We start from the raw sequence: 25,100 nt of genomic DNA, 5'->3' as shown, positions 1-25,100 counted from the left end.
GAAGCGCACTGCGCGCCCTGACTCGGCAGCCGCGCGCGCCAGCAGGTGCTCGACATTCGGCTCCAGGTCTTCCGGCCGCTGCGCCAGACCGGGCAGTGTGTACGACCACAGGTTGATGCGGGCGTAGAGATCTTCGCGAAAACGTCCGGCGGCCACGTCGATGCGAAGGTCACGGTTGGTGCCGGCGATCAGCTGGAAGTCGCTCGTGACTTCGCGGTCGCTGCCCATCGGGAAGAAGCGCTTTTCCTCCACCGCCTTCAGCAACATCGCCTGCTCGTCCAGGCCGAGCTCGCCAATCTCGTCGAGGAACAGCACGCCTTCGTGCGCGGTGCGCAGCAGGCCGGCGCGGTCTGCTGCTGCGCCGGTGAAAGAGCCCTTCTTATGACCGAACAGTGTGGACGCTGCGCCGTCGCCATGCAGCGTTGCGCAGTTCACCTCGACGAACTCGCCCTTCATTTCATGGCGCGACTTCTTCAGCTCGAACATCCGCCGCGCGAGGTGCGACTTGCCGGCTCCCGTGGGCCCGGTCAGCAGGATAGGGGCGCGTGAGCGCACGGCGACACGCTCGATCTCGTCGATCAGCGCATTGAAGCGTTTGTTGCGCGTCGCGATGCCGCTCTTCAAGAAGTCCACCGCGTTGCGCTGCTCGGCTTCGAAGCGCTGCGCCAGCGCGTCGTAGCGTGACAGGTCGAGGTCAATCAGTGCATAGCTGCCGGGGTTGCCTTGCACCTGCTTCTTCGGCGGCGCGGTCTGCAGCAGCACGCCGGGGATGAAGCGTGACTCGACCAACAGGAACATGCAGATCTGCGCGACGTGGGTGCCGGTGGTGATGTGCGTCCAGTACTGCTCGCGGTCGGGGTCGAAGCGGTAGCGGCGGGTCCAGTCGTACAGCGCGGCGTAGACCTCGCCGAAGTCCCACGGATCGGCGATGGCCATCTCGACCAGGCGCACCTCGGTGTCGGGTGACACGGTCGCGATGTCTTGCTTCACGCGCTGGGCCAAGGCCTCGTGCTGCGGCGTGTAGATCAGCTCGAGCCGATGTACCAGCGTGTCTTCGTGCTGGGTCAGCGAAATCGTGGGGCGCCACTTCTCCCACCGCCCGGCGCCCTGGCCCGAATCGAGCTGGGTGCCGAGAAAGCCGATCACGACAGTCTTCTTGGGCATGGCAATGTAGATAAATGACTAGCTGCAATGCTAGCAGTTGGCCGGTTCTTGACTGGGCTCAGTGTATCGATCCTTGACGTTAGAAGGAAATAAATCATTTGAAATCAACGAGATAGGAGATCTATCCAGCGCTGCTTGGCCAACCTGGCACACCCGTTGCAATAGAAGAAGCACAAAAGTTGAATGCGAGAACAAGGAGAACACCCATGGTCAACACGCAGCTGTTTCATTCGAGCAAGGGCGCGCTGCTGCCCCAAGCGAAAGCGACCAACCACCACGGCGCGCCGGCCTATGCGCTGAGCCCGCGTCACCAACTGGCGCAGCTGGCGGCCACCGGTTGCCTGAGCCAGACCTTCTATGCCAATGCTGACACCCAGCTCGATCAGGTGCTGGCGCTGGCGCAGCAGGTGGATCCGGCGTTCGTCGCCAAGACGGCGATCTATGCCCGCTCGGCCGGCCACATGAAGGACATGCCGGCGCTGCTGGCTGCGACGCTGGCGGTGCGTGATGTCGCGCTGCTGAACGATGTGTTCGGCCGCGTGATCGACAGCGGCAAGATGCTGCGCAACTTCGTGCAGATCGTGCGCAGTGGTGCGGTGGGTCGCAAGTCACTCGGCTCGCGTCCGAAGAAACTGGTCCAGCATTGGCTGCTGAGCGCGAGCGAGAAGCAGTTGCTGGCGGCTTCGGTGGGCAACACGCCGTCGCTGGCGGACGTAGTGAAGATGGTTCACCCGAAGCCGGCGGAAGCCTGGCGTGCGGCCTGGTTCGCCTGGTTGCTGGGCAAGCCCTTCGTCGAGGCTGAGCTGCCGCCGATCACGCAGGCGTTCGAGCGCTTCAAGCGTGGCATGGCGTTGGGTGTGGCGGCGTCGCTGGACGTGCCGGATGTGCCGTTCCAGATGCTGACCGCGCTGCAGCTGAGCACCGCGCAGTGGGCGCAGATCGCCCGTGCCGGTTCGTGGCAGATGGTGCGTCAGAACCTGAACACCTTTGCCCGCCACGGTGTGTTCGGTGTCGACGGCATGGCCGAGGTGATCGCTGCGAAGCTGCGTGACCCGCAGGCCGTGGCGAAGGCGCGTGTGCTGCCGTACCAGCTGATGTCGGCCTTCATGGCGACCGGCGATGCGGTGCCGGCGATCGTCCGCGATGCGTTGCAGGACGCGATGGAAGCGGCGTTGGCCAACGTGCCGGCGTTCGATGGCCGTGTGGTGGTGTGCCCCGACGTGTCGGGCTCGATGAGCTCGGCAGTGACGGGCCACCGTGGTTCGGCAACGTCGAGCGTGCGTTGCATCGATGTCGCGGCCCTGGTGGCAGCGGCGGTGTTGCGCAAGAACCCGTCGGCGCGTGTGATGCCGTTCGAGCAGGCGGTGGTGAAGCTGGCGTTGAACGCCCGTGATTCGGTGATGACCAACGCGAAGGCGCTGGCGTCCATCGGTGGTGGGGGTACCAACTGCAGCGCGCCGCTGACTTGGTTGAACTGGGAGAAGGCGCAGGTGGACGTGGTGATCCTGGTCTCGGACAACGAGTCGTGGGTCGACGCGCGCCGCCATGGGGCGACGCAGACGATGCGCGAGTGGGCGGAGCTGAAGCAGCGCTGCCCGCAAGCGAAGCTCGTTTGCATCGACATCCAGCCGCACGGGACGACGCAGGCAGCCGAGCGTGCCGACATCATGAATGTCGGCGGCTTCTCGGACGCGGTGTTCACGCAGGTGGCGCAGTTCGCCCAAGGGCAGATTGGCGCCGATCACTGGGTCGGCGAGATCGACAGGATCTCGTTGAACGTGCAATGAAGAAGGTGAAAGTCACTGGGAGGTGAGGACGGTGCCGCAAGCGAATGCGCACAGGAGTACAGCACCACTTGGCCACGCGGGCCTGCAAGCCCGCAGCCGGGCAACCGGCCGGCCGCTCTTGTGAATCTGGTCGTTTGCGGCACCCATCCAACCCAGCCCTGTCGACGGCTGTCGGGTGGCGAATGCTTGGTGTGGACTACATCTTTTCCCGATCAAAGTCTCACCATTTCTCTCGTCGCCACCCGAGAGCCGTTGAACAAACAGCAAGTGTTTTGCGCGAATGCAGGCAGGACTACATTGGAAGCCCTGAGGGGTCGAACCCTCAGCCGGGAAACCGGTCGTGGCAGTTGTCTTGCCGATCCTCGTCGCGCTGTTTTTGATGTCGCGTTGCGAATGCAGATGGAACTACAGCCTCTTAAGCTCGTGGTCGTGGGTTCGAATCCCGCCGGTCCCAAATCAGAGGGACCGTAGCTCAGTGGGTAGAGCACGAATACGTTTCATCAAACCTCGTCGCAGCGAGGCATCTCCAGGAAAGTAAAGACAAAGGGCGCGCTGGCACAGAAGGGAGCGCCACTGCCAAAAATGTTGATATTGCCGGCAGCCTGGGTAAAACCAGGTGCAGCGGGTCAAGTTGGTTGGCGAGTACGGTTGAGGATGCAGGTGCCGGCTCCGATGACGGGTCGTCACTGGCGCGCGTTTCCAATCGCCGACTAGGCCAGGGGATCGAATCCCTGGTTGCTGCATTGATGCGGGTTCGACTCCCGCCGCGTCCACCAGATCAGTTGAGAGAGAGAACATCATGGAACAGAAGAACTACAACGTTGAAGAAATCCCCGGCGGCGTGCCGGTGAAGATGTGGACCCGCGGCGTGCCTGTCGAAGAAGAGGCCAAGCGCCAGCTGGCCAACGCCGCGCGCCTGCCCATTGTCTTCAAGCACATCGCGGCGATGCCGGACGTGCACCTGGGCATCGGAGCGACTGTCGGCTCGGTGATCCCGACGCTGAAGGCGATCATCCCGGCCGCGGTCGGTGTGGACATCGGCTGCGGCATGATGGCCTGCAAGACCACGCTGCGTGCCGAGGACCTGCCCGACAACCTGGGCCCGCTGCGTTCGGCGATCGAGCGCGCCGTGCCGCATGGCCGCTCGCCTGGCGCGCGTGACCCGGGTGCCTGGGACAAGATTCCCGGCGCGGTGGACACCGCCTGGTCGCAGCTGGAGCCCGAGTTCACCGAACTGTGCCGCGACTACCCGAAGCTGGAAAAGACCAACCACCGCAACCACCTGGGCACGCTGGGCACCGGCAACCACTTCATCGAGGTCTGCCTCGACGAAGAAGGCGCGGTGTGGTTCATGCTGCACTCGGGTTCGCGTGGTGTCGGCAATGCGATTGGCACGATGTTCATCGAGCTGGCCAAGCAGGACGCGCTGCGCAACAACGCGAACCTGCCGGACCGTGACCTGGCGTACTTCGAAGAGGGTGCGCGCTACTTCGGCGACTACGTGCGCGCCGTCGGCTGGGCGCAGAAGTTTGCGAAGCAGAACCGCGAGGTGATGATGCGCCGCGTGATCGAGGCCGCGAAGACCGTGCTGCACAAGAACTTCCAGAGCCACATCGAGGCGGTGAACTGCCACCACAACTATGTGCAGAAGGAAACGCACTTCGGCGAAGACGTGTTCGTGACCCGCAAGGGTGCGGTGAGCGCAAAGAAGGGCGAGCTGGGCATCATCCMGGGCAGCATGGGCGCACGCAGCTACATCGTGCGCGGCAAGGGCAACCCGGAGAGCTTCGAAAGCTGCTCGCACGGCGCCGGCCGCACGATGAGCCGCGGCGAAGCCAAGCGTCGCTTCACGCTGGCCGACCATCGCGCGGCGACCGAAGGCGTCGAATGCCGCAAGGACAAGGACGTGATCGACGAGATCCCGATGGCCTACAAGGACATCGACGCGGTGATGGATGCGCAGAAGGACCTGGTCGAAGTCGTGCACACGCTGAAGCAGGTGGTCTGCGTGAAGGGCTGAGCCCTTCGCGCAGCCACTGCGCGGCGACCTACAACAAAGAAGAGGAAGAACCCAAATGATTGAACTGGACGGCTCCGTCGGCGAAGGCGGCGGCCAGATCCTGCGTACCGGACTGGCGCTGGCGATGTGCACCGGCCAGCCGCTGCGCATCCACAGCATCCGCGCCAAGCGTTCGAAACCCGGCTTGATGCGCCAGCACCTGTCGTGCGTAAACGCCGCGCAGGCGATCAGCGGCGCAGTGGTCAGTGGTGCCGAGCTCGGCTCGTCGGCGCTGCAGTTCGAGCCGGGCGCCGTGCGCGCGGGCGACTACCGTTTCGCGGTCGGCACGGCCGGCAGCTGCACGCTGGTGTTGCAGACCGTGCTGCCGGCGCTGATGCGCGCGGCCACGCCCAGCCGGATCGAGCTGAGCGGCGGCACGCACAACCCGATGGCGCCGCCGTTCCACTTCATCGAGCGCTGTTTCGCGCCGTTGCTCAAACGCATGGGCGTCGGTTTGGCGCTGGCGTTGCGCCGGCATGGCTTCTACCCGGCCGGTGGCGGCGAAGCGGTGGCCACGATCACGCCGGCGGAGCATGGCCTGCAGCCGTTCGACCTGCTGCACCGTGGCGCACTGCGCGAGGCTTATGCCGAATGCCTGGTGCCCGGCCTGCCCCGTGGTGTCGCGACCCGCGAGTTGTCGGCGCTCGGCGCGGCCATGGGCTGGTCGCACGATCAATTGCGCACGCCAGCCGTCCGACAAGACGAAGGCCCCGGCAATGCGCTGATGGCGACGTTGGCCTACGAGCAGGTGACCGAGCTGGTCACCGCGTTTGGCGAGAAGAGTCGCAGCGCCGAAAGCGTCGCGGCGGCGGTGGTGGCCGAGCTGCGTGCCTTCCAGGCTGGCAACGGCGCGGTCGGCCCGCACCTGGCCGATCAGTTGGCCTTGCCGCTGGCGCTGGCGGTGCACGACAGCGGCCGCACCGCCGCCTACAGCTTCACCGAGCTGACCGAACACGCCCGCACCAACTTCCAGGTCATCGAGACCTTCTTGCCGGTGCGTTGCGAGACGCAGGGTGGTGGTGACGCCTGGCGCGTAACGATCAGCCCGCGTTGAACGGGCGAAAGCGGTCGCCACAGGTAACAAACGCCTGTGTGCGGCCGCTTTTCAGTCGATTGCCTGGGGGCCATCCCGGCGACATTGGAGGCCTTCGAATGCGACTCGCGTTTGGCGACCCCCACACCATGCCTTTGCCCGCTTCCTCCGGTCAGATCCTCTACGTGCTCGACGTGGCGCAGAAGCTGCACGAGATGGAAAACGGCCGCGTGCGGCTGGACCCGGTGGCCTACAAGCTGTACGCCCGCCGCCTGAAGCAGGCGCTGGCCGGCTGTTCGCCGCGTGACCTACCCGCCAACGTGTCGCAGGCACCGGCGCTGCGCGAAGCGCTGGCCGACCGCTACTTCGTCGAGCACGGCCATTTCATGCACCAGCAAGCCGCTGCCGACCTCAGCTGGCAGGTGATCGACCGCGTGCAAGACCGCCTGCGCGGCTGAGCCAGCAAGTCAACGGGCCCGTTCGCGCAACTCGCGCACGCCACGCCCCAGCCGCTTGCGCAACAACGTGCGCAGCGTCACCCCATCCGCATAGCCCACCTCGGCCGCGATCTTCTCGATGTCGGCCGGGCTGGTGCGCAGCAAATGCACCGCGCGTTCGACGCGCAAATCCTGAAAGTACGACAGCGGCGACTTGCCCAGCACGGCCTCGAGCCGGCGCTGCAGCGTTCGCTTGCTGGTGGCCAACGCGTCGGCCGCGGCGTCGAGCGAAAACCCCTGATCGAGTCGGCCGCGGGCCCAGCGCTCGAAGCGTTGCACCAGCGGGTCGGCATGCGCCAGATGGTCGGGGATCATGAAGGCTGCCTGTGACGGCCGCGAATCGACCAGCAGGTAGCGCGCGACGACAGCGGCCAGCTCGGGGCTGGCCTGGCGCACCAGCCACAGCGCGAGGTCGAGGTGGCCGATCGCCGCGCCCGCGGTGACGAAATCGCCTGAGGGCACCAGCATGCGCGACTCATCGAGCCGCACGCCCGGGTAGCGCTGGCGAAACAGCGGCCCGAGCCACCAGGTGGTGGTGGCCTCGTGACCTTCGAGCAGGCCCGATTCGGCGAGCAAAAAGCCGCCGATGCAGGCCGCGGCCACGCGTGCGCCACCGCCATGCCAATCGCCCAGTTGGGCGGCGCCGTCTCGTGTGTCGGGCCGCGCCAACGCCTGTACCAACGGCTCTGGCATCTTGGTGCCGAGGGCGGGCACGACGACCCAGTCCGGTTGCGGGCAGGCACTCACCGGCTGCACCGGCACGCGCAAACCGAGCGCGGTGTTCACCTGCTTGCGTACGCCGACGATCGTGATGTCGAAGCGTGGCGCCGGCAGCTGCTGAAGCGCTGCGAGTTCGTTCGCGGTGGTGAGGGTGTCGAGCACCGAGGCCAACCCGGTATCGAATACGCCATCAAGTGCCAGCACAGCCATCTTCATGGCGCATATGGTATCGAAAATGTCATTTGCGGCAATGGTGCGAACGACCTGCGGTGCCGACACTGGCCCCCGTCGAATCCCCGACGTGTTCACCCTCTCAAGGAATCACCATGATCAAGCTCGCCCTGTTCGCCCGCCTCGAAGCCAAGCCCGGCAAGGAAGCCGAGGTCGCCCAGTTCCTGCAAGCCGCACTGACGATGGCGCGCGACGAACCGGCCACGCCGATCTGGTTCGCGCTGCGTTTGTCGCCGACGACGTTCGGTGTCTTCGACGCCTTCCACGACGAGGCTGGCCGTCAGGGCCACCTGACCGGCCCGATCGCGCAGGCGCTGATGGCCAAGGCGCCCGAGCTGTTCGCCAGCCCGCCGGCTATCGAGCCGATCGAGGTGCTGGGCGTGAAGAACAGCGGCGCTGTCTGATGTCCTGATGCCCCCAGGGCCGGGCTGCGCCCGACCCCCCGCGGGGGTCAAGAAGCTAGGGGCGGCCCGTCGTTTCTTGCGCGCCGCTCAGGCCGGTGCGGCCGGATGTTGCGCCGCCCGGCGTGACAGGCGCACCGCACCGGCCGCGTCGACCGCCACCGTGCTGTAGTTCTCTGCGTACAGCCGGCGCAGGCGCACCACGTCTTTCTCGTAGTCGCGCGCGAGCTGTGCCTTGTGGCGGGACGTCAGCAACCGCCCGCCGACCTTGAAGAACTTGCGTTCTTCTTCGCGCAGGTGGTGGTGCACCTTGTGGCTCAGTGCGGCCATCGTCTCGGTCCACTCGTCGCTGGCCTTGTCGCGCACGCTCAGGTCTTCGCACAGCTCTTCGATGTCGTGGTGTTCGGACAGGGCATGGCGCGTCGCGCTGAGCCCCGAGTCGGTCATCAGCATCGGCACGTACAAGAATCGTTCCTCGGCCGCCGCGTGCGCTTCGAGCTCGACCTTGAGCTGCAGGAACAGCATCTCGCGCCGTTGCGGGTTGCGCGTGTGCGTCAGGCGGCGGCACAGGCTGCGCTGAATGGCGTGGCTGTCGCGCAGGGCGTCGAAGAGGGTGGGTGTGGTCATGAGGCGAAGGTCCTGGGATGTGCCAGCCGCGGGCGGCGGCCAATGCGGCCCAGTGTGGGCGGCCATGACGATGTGTCGTGTAGGCGCCGGGCGACGCGTGTTGTAGGACCGCCCGCCGCGTCAGTGCCGAGCGCGCGGTGGGCCGAAGGCGGGCGCCCGGCTGCGGGGCGGCGGCAGGCCATCGGGTGGTACGAACTGTTCGTCGGCCGCCAGACCGGTGGGCAGGCCGAGCCGCTTGGCCAGGTGGGCCGCGTCATACGGCGCGTGCACCTTCACGTCGTTGTCGAAATAACAGTACACGTCGCGCCTGGCTCGGCGTGGGGCCGCCTTGGGTGACGCGAGTTGCGCGTCGGCCACCTGCCGGCCGCTGCGCCAGGCGGCTATGCGCTGGGCCCAGCGGTCGAGCGCTGTGTCGCTGTAGCCGCTGGCGTACAGCTCCTTGTCGCCGTGCAGCCGCACATAGACGAAGTCGGCGCTCAGGTCTTCCAGCTGGGGCCATTTGCCAGCGGTATCGGCGACCACCAGCGCCACATGGTGGCGCCGCAGCATGGCGATGAAGCCCGGGTCGATGAAGCTGTCGTGGCGGATCTCCAGCGCGTGGCGCAGCGGCTGCGGATGTTGCACCCGCAGCAGGCAGCGGCCATCGAGACGATCGTCATGCTCGCGGGCCAAGGTGAGCGCTTCGTCGGTGTCGCGCGGCAGCAGCTTCAAGAAGGCCTCGAAGCGTGCCGGATCGTAAGGCAGGTGAGGCGGGCATTGCCACAGCAGCGGCCCCAGCTTGTCGCCGAGCGCGAACAGGCCCGACGCGAAGAAGTTCGCGAGCGGCTGCCGCACGTCCTTCAGGCGTCTCAGGTGCGTGATGTAGCGCGGGCCCTTGACCGCGAAGACGAAGTCTTCGGGTGTTTCGTCGTGCCATTGTTCGAACGACTCCGGCCGCTGCAGCGAGTAGAAGGTGCCGTTGATCTCGATCGTCGGCAGCATGCGCGAGGCGAACGCCAACTCCTGCCGCTGCGGCAGCTTGGGCGGGTAGAACACGCCGCGCCACGGCGCATAGCGCCAGCCCGAAATGCCGATGCGAATGTCGCCATGTGCTGAAGCCATGCCACTGTTCAGCAATCGGCGCGCCTGCAGAATCTGTCTTCCTGTTTAATGGATTTGTATTCCTGTAAACTGGAATGTATGGACATCAACACCCGCATTGGCCGCCGCGTACGCGAGCTGCGTGACGCACACGGCCTGTCGCTCGACGCGCTGGCTGAGCGCAGCGGCGTCAGTCGCTCGAACATTTCACTGATCGAGCGCGGCCAGAGCAGCCCGACGGCGGTCGTGCTGGACAAGCTGGCCGCCGCGCTCGGCGTGACGGTGGCATCGCTGTTTGAAGACAGCGCCACGGTCTTGGCCGAACCCTCGCCGATGGCCCGCGTCGCCGAGCAGCCGCTGTGGACCGACCCGGCCACCGGCTACATCCGGCGCAATGTCTCGCCCGCCGCCCGCTCGCCGATCCAGCTGGTCGACGTGGTCTTCCCCGCTGGCCAGCGCATTGCCTATGACAGCGGCCCGCGCGAGACCGAGGTCCACCAGCAGGTCTGGATGATCGATGGCGTGATGGAGATGACTGTCGGCGACACGCACTGGCGGCTGGAGACCGGCGACTGCCTCGCAATGCGGCTGGACCAGCCCATCGTCTACCGCAACCCCACCCGCTCACCCGCGCGCTACCTGGTCGCGCTGGTGACCCTGCCTTTCATGCCCACCCGGAGGAACGGATGACCGAGCAAGTGACGATCCGGCGCGTTGGCGCCAACGAAGCCGCGGCCTGCGTCGAGGCGCTGGCCGATCTGTTGATCGACTGCGTCGAAGGCGGCGCGTCGGTCAGCTTCATGTGGCCGCTGCCACGCGAGCGCGCACTGGCCTTCTGGCGCGGCGTGGCCGAGGGCGTGGCCAAGGGCGAGCGAGTGCTGCTGGTGGCCGACGATGCCGATGGCAAGTTGATCGGCACCGTGCAGCTRATCACCGGCCTGCCGGACAACCAGCCGCACCGCGCCGACGTGGCCAAGATGTTGGTGCATCGTCGTGCGCGCCGCCGTGGCATCGCGCAACAGCTGATGGCTGCGCTCGACGACGCGGCCCGCGCCAAAGAGAAGACGGTGCTGGTGTTGGACACCGTGACCGGCGGCGATGCCGAGCGCCTGTACGAGCGTGCCGGTTGGCAGCGCGTGGGCGAGGTGCCGAAGTACGCGCTGATGCCCAACGGCGATTTCTGCGGCACGACCTTCTTCTATAAGCACTTGTAGCCGCAGCTACGGCATCATCGCGGGCCAGGGCCCGCACCGGTCGGGCTGGGATGGGAGCCCGACATGAACCAGAAGAACTTCCGCCGCAGCGCCACGCTGGCGCTGTGCATGGCTGCCGCCAGTGCGGCCCAGGCCTTCAGCGTGCAGACCTTTTCGCCGCAGGGCGAGACGGCCCAGGTGCGGCAGGTGCGCGCGACCTTCAGCGAGCCGATGGTGCGCTTCGGCGACCCACGGTTGCCGGCGCCGTTCGACCTGGCCTGCCCGACACCGGGCAGCGGCCGCTGGGTCGACGACAAGACCTGGGTCTTCGATTTCAAGGAAGACGTGCCGGCCGGCACGGCCTGCCAACTGACCGCCAAGCCGGGCCTGAAGGCCTTGGCCGGTGGCGAGATCAGCGGCACCGCGCGCTACGCCTTCAACACCGGTGGCCCGATCGTCAAGCGCGCCTATCCCTTCGACAGCGGCAATGGCGGTGGCCGGGTCGAAGAAGAGCAGGTCTTCGCGCTGCTGCTCAACGGCGCGGCGACCGCAGAAAGCATCGAGCGCTTCGGTCACTGCCAGGTCTCGTCGCTGGGTGAGCGGATTCCGCTGAAGGTGATCACCGGCGCGGTGCGCGACGAGATCCTGAAGGCGGTCAACCTGCGGGCGCAGCAGGCGCGGGTGGTGACCGTGCGTTGCGCGCGGCCATTGCCACCGGGCGCCAAGCTCGATCTGGTCTGGGGCAAGGGCATCGCCACCCCGTCGGGCGTGGCGAACTCGGCCGACAAGCGACTGAGCTACGAGGTGCGGCCGCCATTCAACGCCAGCTTCACCTGCGAGCGCGAGAACTCGCGCGCCGATTGCCTGYCGATCCGTCCGCTGCGACTGGAGTTCTCGTCGCCGGTGCCGCGCAACGTGGCYGAGCGCGTCGCGCTGGTCACGCCGTCGGGTGAACGCCTGGCGCCGCAGCTCGAAACCGGCCGTGGCGACCAGACCGAGCAACTGCTGTCGTTCTGGGACCGCGGCATGCAGCGCTTTTTGTGGCTGATCGGCCGCAGCGCGGGCAAGACCAGCGACGCGGCAGAGCTGCGCGCGCAAGAAGGCGTCAGCGCGCTGCAGTGGAAAGCGGCGCTGCCCGAGACCGCTGCGCTGCGCATCGAGCTGCCGCCCGAGTTGAAGGACGATGCCGGCCGGGTGCTGGCCAACGCCAGCCAGTTTCCGTTGACGGTGAAGACCGCCGGTGCGCCGCCACTGGCCAAGTTCGCCGCCGCGCCCTTTGGCATCCTGGAGCTGAACGCCGAGCCACTGCTGCCGGTGACGCTGCGCCATGTCGAGCCCGACCTCGTCGTCAAGGGTGCCAGTGCGACCGGCCCGCTGCCGGTGCGTGATGTGCGCCTGACCGACGACCAGCAAATCATCACGTGGCTGGCCAAGGTCAAGCGCTATCAAGAACGATGGCTACCGCGCACGACGGTGGAGGCCGAGTTGGGCATCAAGCTGCCGCCGCCCCCAGCGCCGCAAAAGCCGGCTCGTCCGACCAAACGTTATGGCGAAGAGCAGAAAGAAGGGCAAGGCGAGGGCGACGAAGAATACGAAGGCTATGTGGCGCCCGACGAAACCCGCAACGTGCAGACGCGCGCCGTCAGCCTGATGGGTGGTGTCAAGGACGTGCGGCGACTGACGCTGCCGCCCAGCGACGCGAAAGAGGGCCGGCCCTTCGAGGTCGTCGGCATTCCGCTGCCGCAACCGGGGTTGCACGTGGTCGAGATCGAGTCGCCGCGCCTGGGCCGCTCGCTGCTCGACCGCGAGGCGCCGATGTACGTGCGCACCGCGGCGCTGGTCACCAACCTGGGCGTGCACTTCAAGTGGGGTGCCGTCAACTCTGGCGTCTGGGTGACCACGCTCGACAAGGCCGAGCCGGTGGCCGACGCCCAGGTGCAGATCTCCGACTGCCACGGCGAGCCGCAGTGGAGCGGCCGCACGGATGCCAAGGGCTTCGTGCTGGTGCCCAAGGTCTTGCCGCCGATGAACTGGGAGTCGTGCAACGGCCGCGACGGTGAAAGCGGCACCGAGGTCGGCTACTTCGTCAGCGCGCGCAAGACCGACGCTGCCAAGGGCTGGACCGACATGGCCTTCACCTGGTCGACCTGGAACCAGGGACTGGAGGCCTGGCGCTTCCACCTGCCGTACGGCGGCCGTTGGGGCGACATGGACGACCGTTCCCAGCGCCTGCACACGGTGATGGACCGCACGCTGCTGCGCGCCGGCCAGACCGTGTCGATGAAGCACTATGCGCGGCAGGAAGAACTGGCCGGCATTGCGCTCAGCGACGCAGCGCTGTTGCCCACCGAGCTGATCGTCACGCACCAGGGCTCGGGCCAGCGCTTCACGTTCCCGCTCAGCTGGCGCAACGGACGCTATGCCGAATCGAGTTTCGAGATCCCGCGTGACGCCAAGCTCGGCCGTTATGACGTGACACTCACCCGGCCCGGCCACGCTCAGATGACCGGTGGCTTCCGGGTCGAGGAGTTCCGCCTGCCGCTGATGACCGGCCGGCTGGTGCCGCCGAAAGCAGCGTTGGTGCAGCCGACCGAGGTGCCGATCGCGCTGCAGGTCAACTACGGCAACGGCGGCGGTGCCGCCGGGCTCGATGTGCGGGTCTCGGCGCAGCTGAGGCCGGCCGAGGGCGGCGCGGCACAGCGGGCCGAGGCCTACCCGGGCTTCCGCTTCGAGCGCCCACGCGAGCCGCGCGATGCCGCCAACACGCCGACCTTCGGCGAGGACTATCTCGACGAAGACGACGAGGAGCATGCGGTCTCGCGTCGTGGTGCCAATGACGCCAAGCTGGTCGGCGACAAGCTCGCCGTCACGCTGGACAAGAACGGTGCCGGCCAGGTCAAGCTGAGCGGACTGCCGCCGGTGCAGAACGCATCCGAGCTGCTGCTGCAAGCCACCTACGCCGACCCGAACGGCGAGATCCAGACGTTGTCGCAAACGGTGCCCGTCTGGCCTTCGGCCGTGGTGCTGGGGGTGCGCACCGATCGCTGGGTCTCGGTCAAGCAGTCGCTGCCGACTCAGGTACTGGCGCTGGACACCGCCGGCAAGCCGATCGCGCAACAGCAGGTGACGCTTCGCGCGGTGCTGCACAAGGTGCAGTCGACCCGGCGGCGGCTGGTCGGTGGTTTCTATGCCTACGACAACCAGCGTGCCGACGAGGAGCTGGGCGAGGTCTGCACCGGCCGCACCGATGCGCGTGGCCTGCTGCTGTGCGATGTGCAGCTGAAGACCACCGGCGACATCGAGCTGATTGCCAGTGCCACCGACACCGGTGGCCACGCGACCCGCGCCGCGGCCAGCGCCTGGGTCACGCAGCAAGGCGAAACCTGGTTCGGTGGCGAGAACGACGACCGGATGGACGTGATCCCTGAGCAGCGTTCGTACGAGCCGGGGCAGACCGCGCGCTTTCAGGTCCGCATGCCATTTCGCCACGCGACCGCGCTGCTGGCGATCGAGCGCAACGGCATCCTCGAAACCCGCATGATCGAGCTGCACGGCAAGGACCCGACGATCGACTTGGCCGTCAAGCCCGAGTGGGGGCCTAACGTCTATGTGTCGGTGCTGGCGGTACGCGGCCGGCTGCGCGAGGTGCCCTGGTACTCGTTCTTCCAGTGGGGCTGGAAGTCGCCGTCGCAATGGTGGGGCGACTATAAGCAGGCCGGCGAGCCGGTGCAGCCGCCGACCGCGATGGTCGACCTGGCCAAGCCGGCCTTCAAGTACGGCATTGCCGAGATCCTGGTCGGCACCGCGGGCCACAAGCTGARAGTCGAGGTGGTGACCGACAAGCCGAGCTACCCGATCCGCGCGCAGGCGCAGGTCAAGCTGAAGGTCACGCTGCCGAACGGCCAGCCGGCGCCGGCCGGCACCGAGGTGGCGTTGGCGGCCGTCGACGAGGCGCTGCTGGAGCTGATGCCCAACGCGAGCTGGGACCTGCTCAACGCGATGATCCGCCACCGCGACTACGACGTCGAAACCTCGACCGCGCAGATGCAGATCATCGGTAAGCGGCACTTCGGCAAGAAGGCCGCGCCGGCCGGCGGCGGGGGCGGCAACTTCCCGACGCGAGAGTTGTTCGACACGCTGCTGCTGTGGAACCCGCGCGTGACGCTGGATGCGAACGGCCAGGCCACGCTGAACGTGCCGATGAACGACGCGCTGACGAGCTTTCGCATCGTCGCAGTGGCCGACGCGGTGCAAGGCCCCAACGCCGGCCTGTTCGGCACTGGCCAGGCCAGCATCCGCAGCACGCAGGATTTGCAGATCCTCGCGGGCCTGCCGCCGCTGGTGCGCGAGGGTGACCGCTACCGCGCCAGCGTGACGCTGCGCAACACGACCGCGCAAGCGATGGAGGTCAAGCTGAGCGCCAGCATCAACAGCAGCGAAGGCGCGCAGACGATGGCGCCGCAGACCTTGCGCATCGAACCCAACGGCGCGCAAGAGGCGGCCTGGGACGCGCTGGTGCCGTTCAACGTCAAATCTCTCGACTGGACGCTGCAGGCCGAGAGTGCGACCGCGCGCGACAAGATGAAGTTCACGCAGAAGGTGGCCGAGGCCGTGCCCGTCACGGTGCAGCAGGCCACGCTGGTGCAACTGGACAAGGTCGCTTCGTTGGCCGTGGCGCCGCCACAAACAGCGTTGCGTGATGCCAAGGGCGTGATGCGCGGTGGCATCGATGTCGGCCTGAAGCCCAAGCTGGCCGACGGCCTGCCGGGGGTGCGTGAATACTTCTGGCGCTACCCGTGGGTCTGTCTGGAGCAGCAGGCGTCGATCGCGATCGGGCTGCGCGACGCGCCGCGCTGGCAGTCGCTGATGGAGCGGTTGCCGCTGTACCTGGACGACGACGGCCTGGCGCACTACTTTCCCCCCGGTGCCGACAGCCGCAACACCGGCAGCGACACGCTGACGGCCTACCTGCTGTCGATCAGTGCCGAGGCAGGCAGCGACTACGCGATCCCCGATGCGGCGAAGAGCCGGATGGAGTCCGGCCTGGTCGCGTTCGTCGAAGGGCGGCTGGAGCGCAAGTTCTGGGTGCCGGCGTTCCTGAAGAACGGCGACCTCGATGTGCGCAAGCTCAGCGCGCTCGAGGCGCTGTCGCGCAGCGGCAAGGTGCAGCCGCGTATGCTGCAATCAATCCAGATCCTGCCGAACCAGTGGCCGACCGCGGCGCTGATCGACTGGTTGATGCTGCTCGACCGCACGCCGAACCTGCCCGAGCGTGAGCAGCGTATCGCCGAGGCCGAGAACATCTTGCGTGCACGGTTGAACGTGCAGGGCACGCGCATGGGTTTCTCGACCGAACGCGACGACAACTGGTGGTGGCTGATGGCCAACGGCGACAGCAACGCGGTGCGCCTGCTGCTGGCCGTGATGCAGCGCCCCAGCTGGAAAGACGACATGCCGCGGCTGGTGACCGGTGCGCTGCAGCGCCACCAGTACGGCCGCTGGTCGACCACGCCGGCCAATGCCTGGGGCGTGCTGGCGATCGAGTCCTTCTCGCGCCGCTTCGAGAGCGAGCCGGTCCATGGCAGCACCAAGGCGGGCTTCGAGGGTGCACCAGCGCTGACCTTGGACTGGGGTGCGAAGCCTCAGGGCGGCACCTTGTCCATGGGTTGGCCGGCGCCGAAGATCGGCGCGGCATCGGCGCCCTTGTCAGTGGGGGACCTGAAGGTCACGCAAGAAGGCACCGGCAAGCCATGGCTCACGCTGATCTCGAAGGCCGCGGTACCTGTCGACAAACCCTTCACGAGCGGCTACCGGATCGAGAAGACGCTGACGCCGGTTGAGCAAAAGGCGAAGGGCGCCTACAGCCGCGGCGATGTCTACCGCGTGACGCTGAAGATCGACGCGCAGGCCGACATGACCTGGGTGGTCGTGCACGACCCGATCCCGGGTGGCGCGACGCTGCTGGGCAGCGGCCTGGGCCGCGACAGTGCGTTGTCGACCGAAGGTGAGAAGAGCGACAGCCGCGGCTGGCTGGCCTATGAAGAGCGCAGCTTCGAGGCCTTCCGCGCCTACTACCGCTACCTGCCCAAGGGCCCGCTGGTGCTGGAGTACACCGTGCGGCTGAACAACCCGGGCGACTTCGGCCTGCCGCAAACGCGGGTCGAGGCGATGTATGCGCCCGAGATGTTCGGTGAGTCGCCGAACCCGCGCTGGGTGGTCGCGCCGTGAGGCTGCGGCAGCTCGCCACCTGGTTGCTGCTGAGCGTGGCGGCATCGGCCGCGGTCGCTGGCGAACTGCCGCGCTTCGACGACGTGCGCGCCGCCTGGCGCCCGTCCGACCAGGTGTTGCTGGACCGGCATGGCGAGCCGCTGCAGACGCTGCGTACCAACCTGAAGGTGCGCAAGCTCGACTGGGTGCCGTTGACCGAGGTGTCGCCGGCGCTGCGCACTGCACTGCTGCTGTCCGAAGACAAGCGCTTCTATGAACACAGCGGTGTCGATTGGTCGGCCGTCGGCGCGGCCGCGTTCGGCAATCTGTGGAACACGCGCACGCGTGGTGCTTCGACGCTGACGATGCAGCTGGCCGGCCTGCTCGACCCGCAAGGCAGTGGCCAGGGCGGCAGCCGCGGTGTCGGCACCAAGCTGACGCAGGCCGGCTCCGCGCTGGTGTTGGACAAGCGCTGGCGCAAGGACCAGATCCTCGAGGCTTACCTGAACCTGGTGCCGTTCCGCGGCGAGCAGGTCGGTATTGCGGCGATGTCGGCCACGCTGTTCAGCAAACGGCCGAGTGGGCTGGACGCACAAGAGGCGGCGATCGCGGTGGCCTTGCTGCGCGCGCCGAACGCGACGCCTGTCGTCGTCAGTCAGCGGGCCTGCGGCATCTTGCGTGAGCAGCGGCTGGACTGCGCAGGTCTCGAAGGCGCCACAGTCTTCGCGCTTGGCCACACCGTGGCGACGCGGTTGGATGCCGATGCGCAACTGGCCCCGCACCTGGCGCGCCGGCTGCTGCGTGGCGAAACGGCGGCGCAGGTGCGCAGCACGCTGGACGCGGGCCTGCAGCGTTTCGCACGCGACACGCTGCGCCGTCAGCTGGCCGAATTGCGGGGCCGGCAGGTCGACGACGGCGCGCTGCTGGTGATCGACAACGCCAGCGGCGAGGTGCTGGCCTGGGTCGGCTCCAGCGGGCCCGAGCTGTCGCAGGCCGGTGAGGTCGACGGGGTGCTCGCGCGCCGCCAGGCCGGCTCGACCTTGAAGCCGTTCCTGTACGAACTGGCGATCGAGCAGCGCTGGCTGACGGCCGCATCGCTGATCGACGACTCGCCGCTGGGGCTGGAAACGGTCGGCGGCCTGTACATCCCGCAGAACTACGACCACCGTTTCAAGGGCCTGGTGTCGGTGCGCACTGCGCTGGCCAGTTCGCTCAACGTGCCGGCGGTGCGCACGTTGGTGGTGGTCACGCCCGAGGCCTTTCACGAACGATTGCAGGCGCTGGGCTTGGGCCTGCGCGAAAGCGGCGGCTACTACGGCCACAGCCTCGCGCTCGGCTCGGCCGAGGTCGCGCTGGCCGACCTGGCCAACGCCTACCGCGCGCTGGCCAACGGCGGCCGCATATCGGCGCTGCGCTTCAAGCCGGTCGATGCGAAGACAGCACCGCGCAATGTGATGGACCCGGCTGCCAGCTTCATCGTTGCCGACATGCTGGCCGACCGCGAAGCCCGCGCGGTCACTTTCGGCCTCGACAACGCCCTCGCGACGCGGCGCTGGAGCGCGGTCAAGACCGGCACCAGCAAGGACATGCGCGACAACTGGTGCGTCGGCTTCTCGCGCCGTCACACCGTCGCGGTCTGGGTCGGCAACGCCAGCGGCCAACCGATGGCCGACGTCTCCGGCGTCAGCGGTGCCGCACCGATCTGGCGTGCGGTGATGGACGAGCTCTGGCGGCGTGACGCCGAGCCGGCCGCGGCTGCAGTGCCACCCGGCTTGGTGCGCCAGTCAATGCGTTTCGAGCCGGCGGTCGAACCGCCGCGCAGCGAGTGGTTCCTGGCTGGCACCGAGCAGGCCACGGTCGTGCGCGCCGAGCAAGCCCCGCCTTCAGCACTGATCGCCCAACCGATCGATCGCACCGTGCTCGCGCTCGACCCCGACATCCCACCTGCGGCGCAAAGAATGCGCATCGCCCCGGCCCATGCGATGCCCGTCGGCTGGCGCTGGCGGCTCGACGGCAAGGTGCTCGGTGCGGCGCAGCCGCTGCACTGGTTGCCCTGGCCCGGGGCGCACAAACTGGAGCTGTTGGATGCGCGTGGCGAGGTGCGCGAAGCGGTCGCGTTCGAGGTGCGTGGGGCGCGGGCGGTGTTCCAGAATGGAAAAGCGGTTGGATCCCAGCGCCCTTCAACGTCGTAGCGAACTCATTGCATTCGAATCGACATCTGCACCGAACGCCCATGAAGATGTCCATCCTCGTCCGCGACGGCGTTCCACTGGGCTGCCATGGTGTTTGAAATGCTCCAACGAACGATTGCACCGACTCTGCTGGCAGCCAGCCTTCTGGCCATCAGCCCGCTCACCGTTCTCGGCGCAGAAGAAGCCACGGCTGCTTCGTTCAGCGCGTCGAAGCAGAGCAAGGGCCTGGTGCTGTTCGACGTGTACTGGTCCCGTGTCTGGAAATGCGGGCGTTACGAGAACGCGCAGCTGCGTGCGCTCGTCTTCGAACGTGGCCCTCTGAATGATGCCCCTGCGGTCAGTCCCTCGGTGACCAGCCTGAGCCTGGAGAACCCTTCGAGGCTCGCGCCACCGAAGCACTTCGTGCCGTACGCCTTTCTCGTCGAGCCTGGTGAATATCACCTCACGGCCTTCGAAGTGGGCTTCTCACAATCGATGTCGAAGGTCGGCGCCATCAAGCCAAGTCGAGCCGAGATCGTGTCCGCAGGCCGGTCGAAGCTGGGAAGCTTCAAGGTCGCTGCCGGGGAGGTGGTGTATGTCGGCAACTGGGGCGTCGATTGTTATCGCGCACCGATTCCGTGGCGCTTCTACACCCAGGGCAAAGCGGATTTCGCCGAGCACCTCGAACAGTACAAGGCCAAGTACCCGTTCGTCGACACGGCGTCCGTCATCTATCGCCTGTTCGAAACCACCGAGCTCGGGGAGGGCTACGAGCTGAAGTGACGCAAGATTCTGCGGCGATAGCAAGGGGACCCTGTCGCGCCGCGCCGAGGCGCTGGGCTGCTGACTGCATCGCCCGGGGCTTCATCGATCGTGACCTTTGATGACGATGATGCCCGCGCGCTGGCAGCTTGTGACGCTAACCTAACGTGTTAGTGGGTCAGCTCGATGAACGGCGAGATGTGAAAGACAGTGTGACGCCGAGTAACTGCAGAGTCGTGTCGCCTCGTATGTCGCTAAACTGACAAGTTAGAGTCAGGTGCGTATGGCCGAAACCGCTCGCATGAATCGCCGCGGGGCTTGGATCGTCCGCTGACCCGTCAATCCGCCGAGGGCGAAAGTGAACCCGCGCCCGCATCGGACAAGCGGCGGGGTCCATCGCGTGCCCCCTCAATCCCGCGCGTACTGTGCCGCGCTTCACCCGGGCTCCACGGAGCCATGGAGGTTCAGATGAATGCATTCTGGAATGGTGGCCATCGCCACAAGCTCACCCCCTTGGCCATGGCCCTCGGGTTCGCATCGACCGTGGCCTTGGGCGCAGCGTCGGTATCGGCGAACGCAGCGCGCCCGGACAAGCCGGCCGTCTCTCAGCCCAAGGCGGCAACGCAGATCCAGCTGGCCAAGATCGCGGCTGGGCAAGGTGGCTTCGTCATCAATGGACAAGGCGCTGACGATGCGAGCGGCCACAGCGTGGCCGGTGCCGGAGATGTCAACGGCGACGGCCTGGCAGACCTGATCGTCGGCGCGCCGGATGCCACGGTGAACGGCGTCAAGTACGCCGGCAAGGGCTACGTGATCTTTGGCAAGGCCGGGCTGGAGAGCGTGGACCTGAACGACATTGCCGCCGGCAAGGGAGGCTTCGTCATCAACGGGTGGTCGAAGGCCGCCGCGGCAACCAGCGTGGCCGGCGCGGGCGACGTCAACGGCGACGGGCTGGCTGACCTCATCGTCATGAATGCGCCCTTCGGTGGCGGGGGGCAAGACTTCGTCATCTTCGGCAAGACCGACACGGCTGCCGTCGAACTCTCGGCCATTGCGAGCGGCGCAGGCGGCGGCTTCGTCGTCAATGGCTTCGGCGCTTCGGAGTACGAAGCCAACGTCGCTGCCGCCGGTGACGTGAACGGTGACGGCCTGGCGGACCTGATCGTCGAAACGGCGACCAACGCCTACTACCACCGGGACGGCGCGGCCTACGTGGTGTTCGGAAAGATCGACACCGCGGCCGTCAACCTGGCCGACATCAGCAACGGAACAGGCGGCGGCTTTGCCATTCGCGGCCGCGTCGGCAGCCGCGTGGCCGGCGCTGGTGATGTCAACGCCGACGGCCTGGCGGACATCGTGCTCGGCTACGACGAAGGCGAATACGGCAGCGATTACGGCGTCAGCTATGTCGCCTTTGGAAAATCGACGACCTCGCCGGTCGACCTGTCTGCCCTAAAAAACGGGCAGGGGGGCTTCGTCATCAACGGGCAAGTCTTCGACGTCGAGGGTGATGGCACCGGTGCCAGCGTTGCCGGTGCCGGTGACCTCAACGGGGACGGCCTGGCCGATGTGGTCATCGGCGCGCCCAAGTTCGGCAAGTTCGGCGGCGCCTATGTGGTGTTCGGGAAGAAGAACACCCAGCAGGTGGAACTGTCCGACGTGGCGGCAGGAAGCGGCGGCTTCCCGATTCACGGCCATGACCAGAAGGTCGGCTACTGGGTGGGTGCGGGCGGTGACGTCAACGGCGACGGCCTTCCCGATGTCATCTTGAGTGGCATGTCCACCTACAGCGTCAAGCGCAACAGCTACGTGGTCTTCGGGCAGACTCAGACCGCGGCCGTGGAACTGTCCTCCGTCGCCGCGGGAGACGGCGGCTTTGCCATCGTGGGTGAAATCGGCAGTGCCCGTTATTACAACGCCGCTGTCGAGGCCGGAGACGTCAATGGCGACGGGTTGATCGATCTGATCGTGGGCGATTCACACGTCGACGCTGGCGACCGCAAAGGCGCGGGCCGGAGCTACGTCATCTTCGGCTCGATCAAAGGCGCGTTCAGCCAATCGCAGTTCGGTCAGGTCGGCGGCAGCTCGAACGACACCCTGACCGGCACGTCCGGTGCCAACGGTCTGGCGGGTGGTGCCGGCAACGACACGCTCGTCGGCAACGGCGGCGCGGATGTGCTTCACGGCGGCGCTGGCGATGACGTGTTCGTGCTCAACGCGAGCAATGTGAAGGCGCTGGCCAACCGCTTCGGCAAGGGCGGCAACACGACGCGCCTTTCGCGGGTGGATGGCGGCGCAGGGCTCGATACGCTCCAGCTCTCTGGCGCTGGCATCACGCTCGATCTCGGCAAGGTGGCCAATCAGGGTGGCAGCGTGCCCGGCAGCGTGTCGCGCCTCGAGTCGATCGAGCGTATCGACCTGACAGGCAGCGGCAACAACACGCTGCGGCTGGGTGTCAAGGACGTTCAGGACATCACCGGCATGAACCTGATCAACCAGACCACGCAGGCCGCGCTGGGTTGGACCAACGGCACCTTCGTCTTCCCCGCGCGTGTCAGGCGCCATCAGCTCATCGTCGACGGCAATGTCGGCGACGCTCTGCAGCTGCCGGCCACGGCGAGTGGGTGGGTCAACGCCGGCACCGTGTTCCACCACGGCATCGGCTACACGGTGTACGACACCGGCACCCTCGGGCCGCAGTTCGAGCGCGTGGAGATCATCGTGGCCAACGACGTGACGACGACCGTGCTGCCGCAGGGCCAGAAAACCGGCGGTTGATCAGGGGGCCGTTGATGACGGAAAGCGCAGCGGGCGCAGACGACATCTCGCTGCTGTGGCGGGCTCCTGCCGATTCGGCGGCTCACGGCCGCCCGCTTCAGTGGCCTGCCTGGATGTTGAGGCTGCGAGCGACCTCTTGCACGCAGTCCATCACCCGCACGGCCATTGGCGACAGCGAGCGGTTGGCCAGCGAGACGATGCCCATCTCCACATGGGCCTGGGGCAGGTCCGCGATATCGAGCTGAACGAGCACGCCGGCTTGAACGTCGTCGCGCAGTGCCGCGTCCGACGTGGCGATCACAGTGTCGGTGCTGCGTGCCAGTGCGCGCAGCAATGCGGTGTCGTCGCACTCCAGCGCCAGCACTGGGTTGACGCCGCGCGGCAGGCCCAGCAGCTGCCCCATCAGCGCCTTCACCTGCAGCGGCAGCTTGTTGGCCGCCATGCCGTGGCCCCAGGCTTCGGCGAAGCGGCAGCGCCGGCCCGCGAGCGGATGCCCGGCGCGCGCGAACAGGTGCCCCGGTTGTCGGCCGATGGACGACACGCCGACCCGCGGGTCGGCCGGCAGGTCGCGCACATCGGCGACGAAGAACTCGATGTCTTCGGCCAGCAGCCGCTCATACAGCAGCTGCCAGTTGCTGATCTCCAGGCGCAGCCCGACCCCCGGGTGTTGCTGACGCAACGCAGGGATCACCCGCGGCATGATGGTCGTGGCCGGGATCGGGCCGGCGCCGAAGGCGGTGTCGCCCAGCTGGCTGTCGCGGTAAAGCGCCACGTCGCGTTGCAGGCTGCGCGCGTCGAACAGCAGCCGGCGCGCGCGCTCGATGACGAACAGGCCAGCCGGCGTCGGCCGCACGTCGCCTGTTTCGCGGTCGAACAGCCGCAGCCCGAGATCGCGCTCGATCGACTGGATGCTGCGGCTGAAGGCCGGCTGGCTCAGGTGCACACGCTCCGCGGCGTGCGCGAAGTGGCGTTCATCGGCCAATGCCAGCAGGTGACCCAGGCGCTTCAAATCCATCGCACCAATGCTGCTGGTGCATTGAGATGTTGTCAACATTGCATTGGACACATCACAGCCGGCGTCGACTAATAGCGCATCCCGATCATTCGGGCCGGCGGCATCCACCGCCAGGCCTTCCGGAGACCGCCCATGCTGCCTGCGCTTCAAAACGCCTTGATCCTGGTCCTGATCCTCGGCTTCGCCGGGATGGAGTTCGTCTCGCGGCGGTACCGGGCCACCGTCCATGCCACCGGCAACGACACCAAGCTCGAGCTGCTGATGTTCCTCAGCCTGGTCGCGGTGGCTCAGCCTGTGGCGCTGCTGGGTGCCAACCAGCTGTGCAGTTGGCTGATGCCGCAGCAGCAGGGCGCCTGGGCCAACTTGCCGTGGTGGGCGATGGTCGGCGTGCTGCTGGTGGCCGACGACATGACGCAGTACTGGTGGCACCGCGTGTCGCACACGCCGCTGCTGTGGCCGCTGCACCGGGCGCACCACTCGGCCAAGTACATGAGCATCCGCATCACCTACCGCAACAACTTCTTCTACTACCTGATGATGCCGGGGCTGTGGCTGAGCGGCGTGCTGATCTACCTTGGCTTCGGCTCGGTCTACACCGTCTACATCCTTGTGAAGATCGCAGTCATCCTGGGCGCGCACTCGGCGTGGCGCTGGGACGAACCGCTGTACCGCGTTCGTGCGCTGCGTCCTCTGATGTGGCTTGTCGAGCGGACGATCTCGACACCCGCCACGCACTGGGCCCACCATGCGCTGACCAATGCCGACGGCATCGGCCACTACAAGGGCAACTTCGGCAATCTGCTGTTCTTCTGGGACGTGTTGTTCGGCACCGCCCACATCACGCGGCAGTACCCGGGCGCTGTCGGTTTGATGGACGACAGGCTGTTCGGCGACGAGCACTGGGTCGACCAGATGTTCTACCCGCTGTCGCACTCCGAGCGCGAGCACTCGGCGCTGCGGCCGGGCGGCCGGGCTTACGAAGAAGCGCCGGCCGCAGCGGCAACACCGACCAGGGTCATCGGGACGCGGGTGTAGAACGCGGCCAACAGCCGCCCGGGGCTTACTGCGCGACCGGCTTCAGGACCACGCCCCGGTGCGTGCCGTAGACCTTGTGCGTGGCATCGGCGGCGATTTCGCCGTCGGTGTTGATGGCGTTGGCCGAGGTGATCTGCCAGACCTCGCGATCGGCAGGGGTCAGGCGCTGGTTCAGGTCGACGATCTTGCCGTGCATGAACAACGTGCCGACATACACGCTGCCCTCGACGTTTTCGTAGCCGACGACCTGGCCGCGCCGATTGATGTCGCGCGCGCAGGCGCTGCCGGTGCCGGTGCCGAGCTTCGGGATGGGCGCCATCGTCTGCTGGTAGATAAAGCC

General features: G+C 67.0%; 18 protein-coding genes. 12 read left to right on the top strand and 6 right to left on the bottom strand.

Translation table 11 applies throughout. From position 1 onward, the window contains the following. Nucleotides 1-1,164 (bottom strand): RNA repair transcriptional activator RtcR family protein (locus tag AC1DYI_RS06105; protein ID WP_477203185.1); only part of this gene is annotated, 1,164 nt, incomplete at its 3' end. A gap of 206 nt (nt 1,165-1,370) precedes the next feature. On the opposite strand from AC1DYI_RS06105, the gene AC1DYI_RS06100 reads away from it, so the two are divergent. The 4 genes from AC1DYI_RS06100 (at nt 1,371) to AC1DYI_RS06085 (ending at nt 6,501) form a co-directional block, all read left to right on the top strand. Further along, nucleotides 1,371-2,951 carry a vWA domain-containing protein gene (locus tag AC1DYI_RS06100; RefSeq protein ID WP_477203184.1) on the top strand — a complete coding sequence of 527 codons (1,581 nt, stop codon included), beginning with the start codon at nt 1,371-1,373 and terminating at the stop codon, nt 2,949-2,951. A 799-nt stretch (nt 2,952-3,750) separates the two neighbouring features. Next, nucleotides 3,751-4,971 carry an RtcB family protein gene (locus AC1DYI_RS06095; RefSeq protein ID WP_477203183.1) on the top strand — a complete coding sequence of 407 codons (1,221 nt, stop codon included), beginning with the start codon at nt 3,751-3,753 and terminating at the stop codon, nt 4,969-4,971. A 55-nt stretch (nt 4,972-5,026) separates the two neighbouring features. Next, a complete protein-coding gene (gene rtcA, locus AC1DYI_RS06090; protein WP_477203182.1) occupies nt 5,027-6,064 on the top strand; it encodes an RNA 3'-terminal phosphate cyclase in 1,038 nt (345 codons plus the stop codon). Nucleotides 6,065-6,192: 128 nt separating this feature from the next. Next, on the top strand, nt 6,193-6,501 hold the full coding sequence (locus AC1DYI_RS06085; RefSeq protein ID WP_477203181.1) for a hypothetical protein: 309 nt from the start codon (nt 6,193-6,195) through the stop codon (nt 6,499-6,501). A 9-nt stretch (nt 6,502-6,510) separates the two neighbouring features. Here AC1DYI_RS06085 and AC1DYI_RS06080 read toward each other — a convergent pair whose 3' ends face one another. Beyond that, the gene (locus AC1DYI_RS06080; protein ID WP_477203180.1) at nt 6,511-7,476 is read right to left on the bottom strand and encodes a GlxA family transcriptional regulator; all 966 of its coding nucleotides are present in this window, start codon (nt 7,474-7,476) and stop codon (nt 6,511-6,513) included. A 110-nt stretch (nt 7,477-7,586) separates the two neighbouring features. Here AC1DYI_RS06080 and AC1DYI_RS06075 point away from each other — a divergent pair, with 110 nt between their 5' ends. Beyond that, complete coding sequence (locus AC1DYI_RS06075) at nt 7,587-7,895, top strand: putative quinol monooxygenase (RefSeq protein ID WP_477203179.1); 309 nt, start codon at nt 7,587-7,589, stop codon at nt 7,893-7,895. An 87-nt stretch (nt 7,896-7,982) separates the two neighbouring features. On the opposite strand, the gene AC1DYI_RS06070 is transcribed toward AC1DYI_RS06075, so the two are convergent. After that, nucleotides 7,983-8,519, bottom strand: a complete 537-nt coding sequence (locus AC1DYI_RS06070) for a hemerythrin domain-containing protein (protein WP_477203178.1) — start codon at nt 8,517-8,519, stop codon at nt 7,983-7,985. Nucleotides 8,520-8,639: 120 nt separating this feature from the next. Continuing rightward, the gene (locus AC1DYI_RS06065) at nt 8,640-9,620 is read right to left on the bottom strand and encodes a DUF72 domain-containing protein (protein WP_477203177.1); all 981 of its coding nucleotides are present in this window, start codon (nt 9,618-9,620) and stop codon (nt 8,640-8,642) included. A 78-nt stretch (nt 9,621-9,698) separates the two neighbouring features. Between AC1DYI_RS06065 and AC1DYI_RS06060 the strand changes: the two genes are divergently transcribed. From AC1DYI_RS06060 to AC1DYI_RS06035, 6 genes are all read left to right on the top strand, one after another. Next, complete coding sequence (locus tag AC1DYI_RS06060; protein WP_477203176.1) at nt 9,699-10,289, top strand: helix-turn-helix domain-containing protein; 591 nt, start codon at nt 9,699-9,701, stop codon at nt 10,287-10,289. Beyond that, nucleotides 10,286-10,813: an N-acetyltransferase family protein gene (locus AC1DYI_RS06055; RefSeq protein ID WP_477203175.1), complete on the top strand. Its 528-nt coding sequence runs from the start codon at nt 10,286-10,288 to the stop codon at nt 10,811-10,813. Before AC1DYI_RS06060 ends, AC1DYI_RS06055 begins: the two co-directional genes overlap by 4 nt. A 63-nt stretch (nt 10,814-10,876) precedes the next feature. Then, nucleotides 10,877-17,020 carry an alpha-2-macroglobulin family protein gene (locus AC1DYI_RS06050; protein ID WP_477203174.1) on the top strand — a complete coding sequence of 2,048 codons (6,144 nt, stop codon included), beginning with the start codon at nt 10,877-10,879 and terminating at the stop codon, nt 17,018-17,020. After that, complete coding sequence (gene pbpC, locus AC1DYI_RS06045) at nt 17,017-19,191, top strand: penicillin-binding protein 1C (protein ID WP_477203173.1); 2,175 nt, start codon at nt 17,017-17,019, stop codon at nt 19,189-19,191. Before AC1DYI_RS06050 ends, pbpC begins: the two co-directional genes overlap by 4 nt. An 87-nt stretch (nt 19,192-19,278) precedes the next feature. After that, complete coding sequence (locus AC1DYI_RS06040; RefSeq protein ID WP_477203172.1) at nt 19,279-19,953, top strand: hypothetical protein; 675 nt, start codon at nt 19,279-19,281, stop codon at nt 19,951-19,953. 447 nt (nt 19,954-20,400) lie between these two features. Then, nucleotides 20,401-22,710: a hypothetical protein gene (locus AC1DYI_RS06035; RefSeq protein ID WP_477203171.1), complete on the top strand. Its 2,310-nt coding sequence runs from the start codon at nt 20,401-20,403 to the stop codon at nt 22,708-22,710. Nucleotides 22,711-22,807: 97 nt separating this feature from the next. Here the strand turns inward: AC1DYI_RS06035 and AC1DYI_RS06030 are convergent, their stop codons facing one another. After that, the gene (locus AC1DYI_RS06030; protein ID WP_477203170.1) at nt 22,808-23,725 is read right to left on the bottom strand and encodes a LysR family transcriptional regulator; all 918 of its coding nucleotides are present in this window, start codon (nt 23,723-23,725) and stop codon (nt 22,808-22,810) included. A 132-nt stretch (nt 23,726-23,857) separates the two neighbouring features. Here AC1DYI_RS06030 and AC1DYI_RS06025 point away from each other — a divergent pair, with 132 nt between their 5' ends. Further along, entirely contained in the window at nt 23,858-24,760 is a 903-nt protein-coding gene (locus AC1DYI_RS06025) for a sterol desaturase family protein (RefSeq protein ID WP_477203169.1), read from the top strand. A gap of 25 nt (nt 24,761-24,785) precedes the next feature. Here the strand turns inward: AC1DYI_RS06025 and AC1DYI_RS06020 are convergent. Continuing rightward, on the bottom strand, nt 24,786-25,100 hold a 315-nt coding region (locus AC1DYI_RS06020), incomplete at its 5' end, for a hypothetical protein (protein ID WP_477203168.1).

It is taken from the genome of Ideonella sp. P3_A4, assembly GCF_056403075.1.
This window is presented reverse-complemented; position numbering and strand designations above follow the sequence as displayed.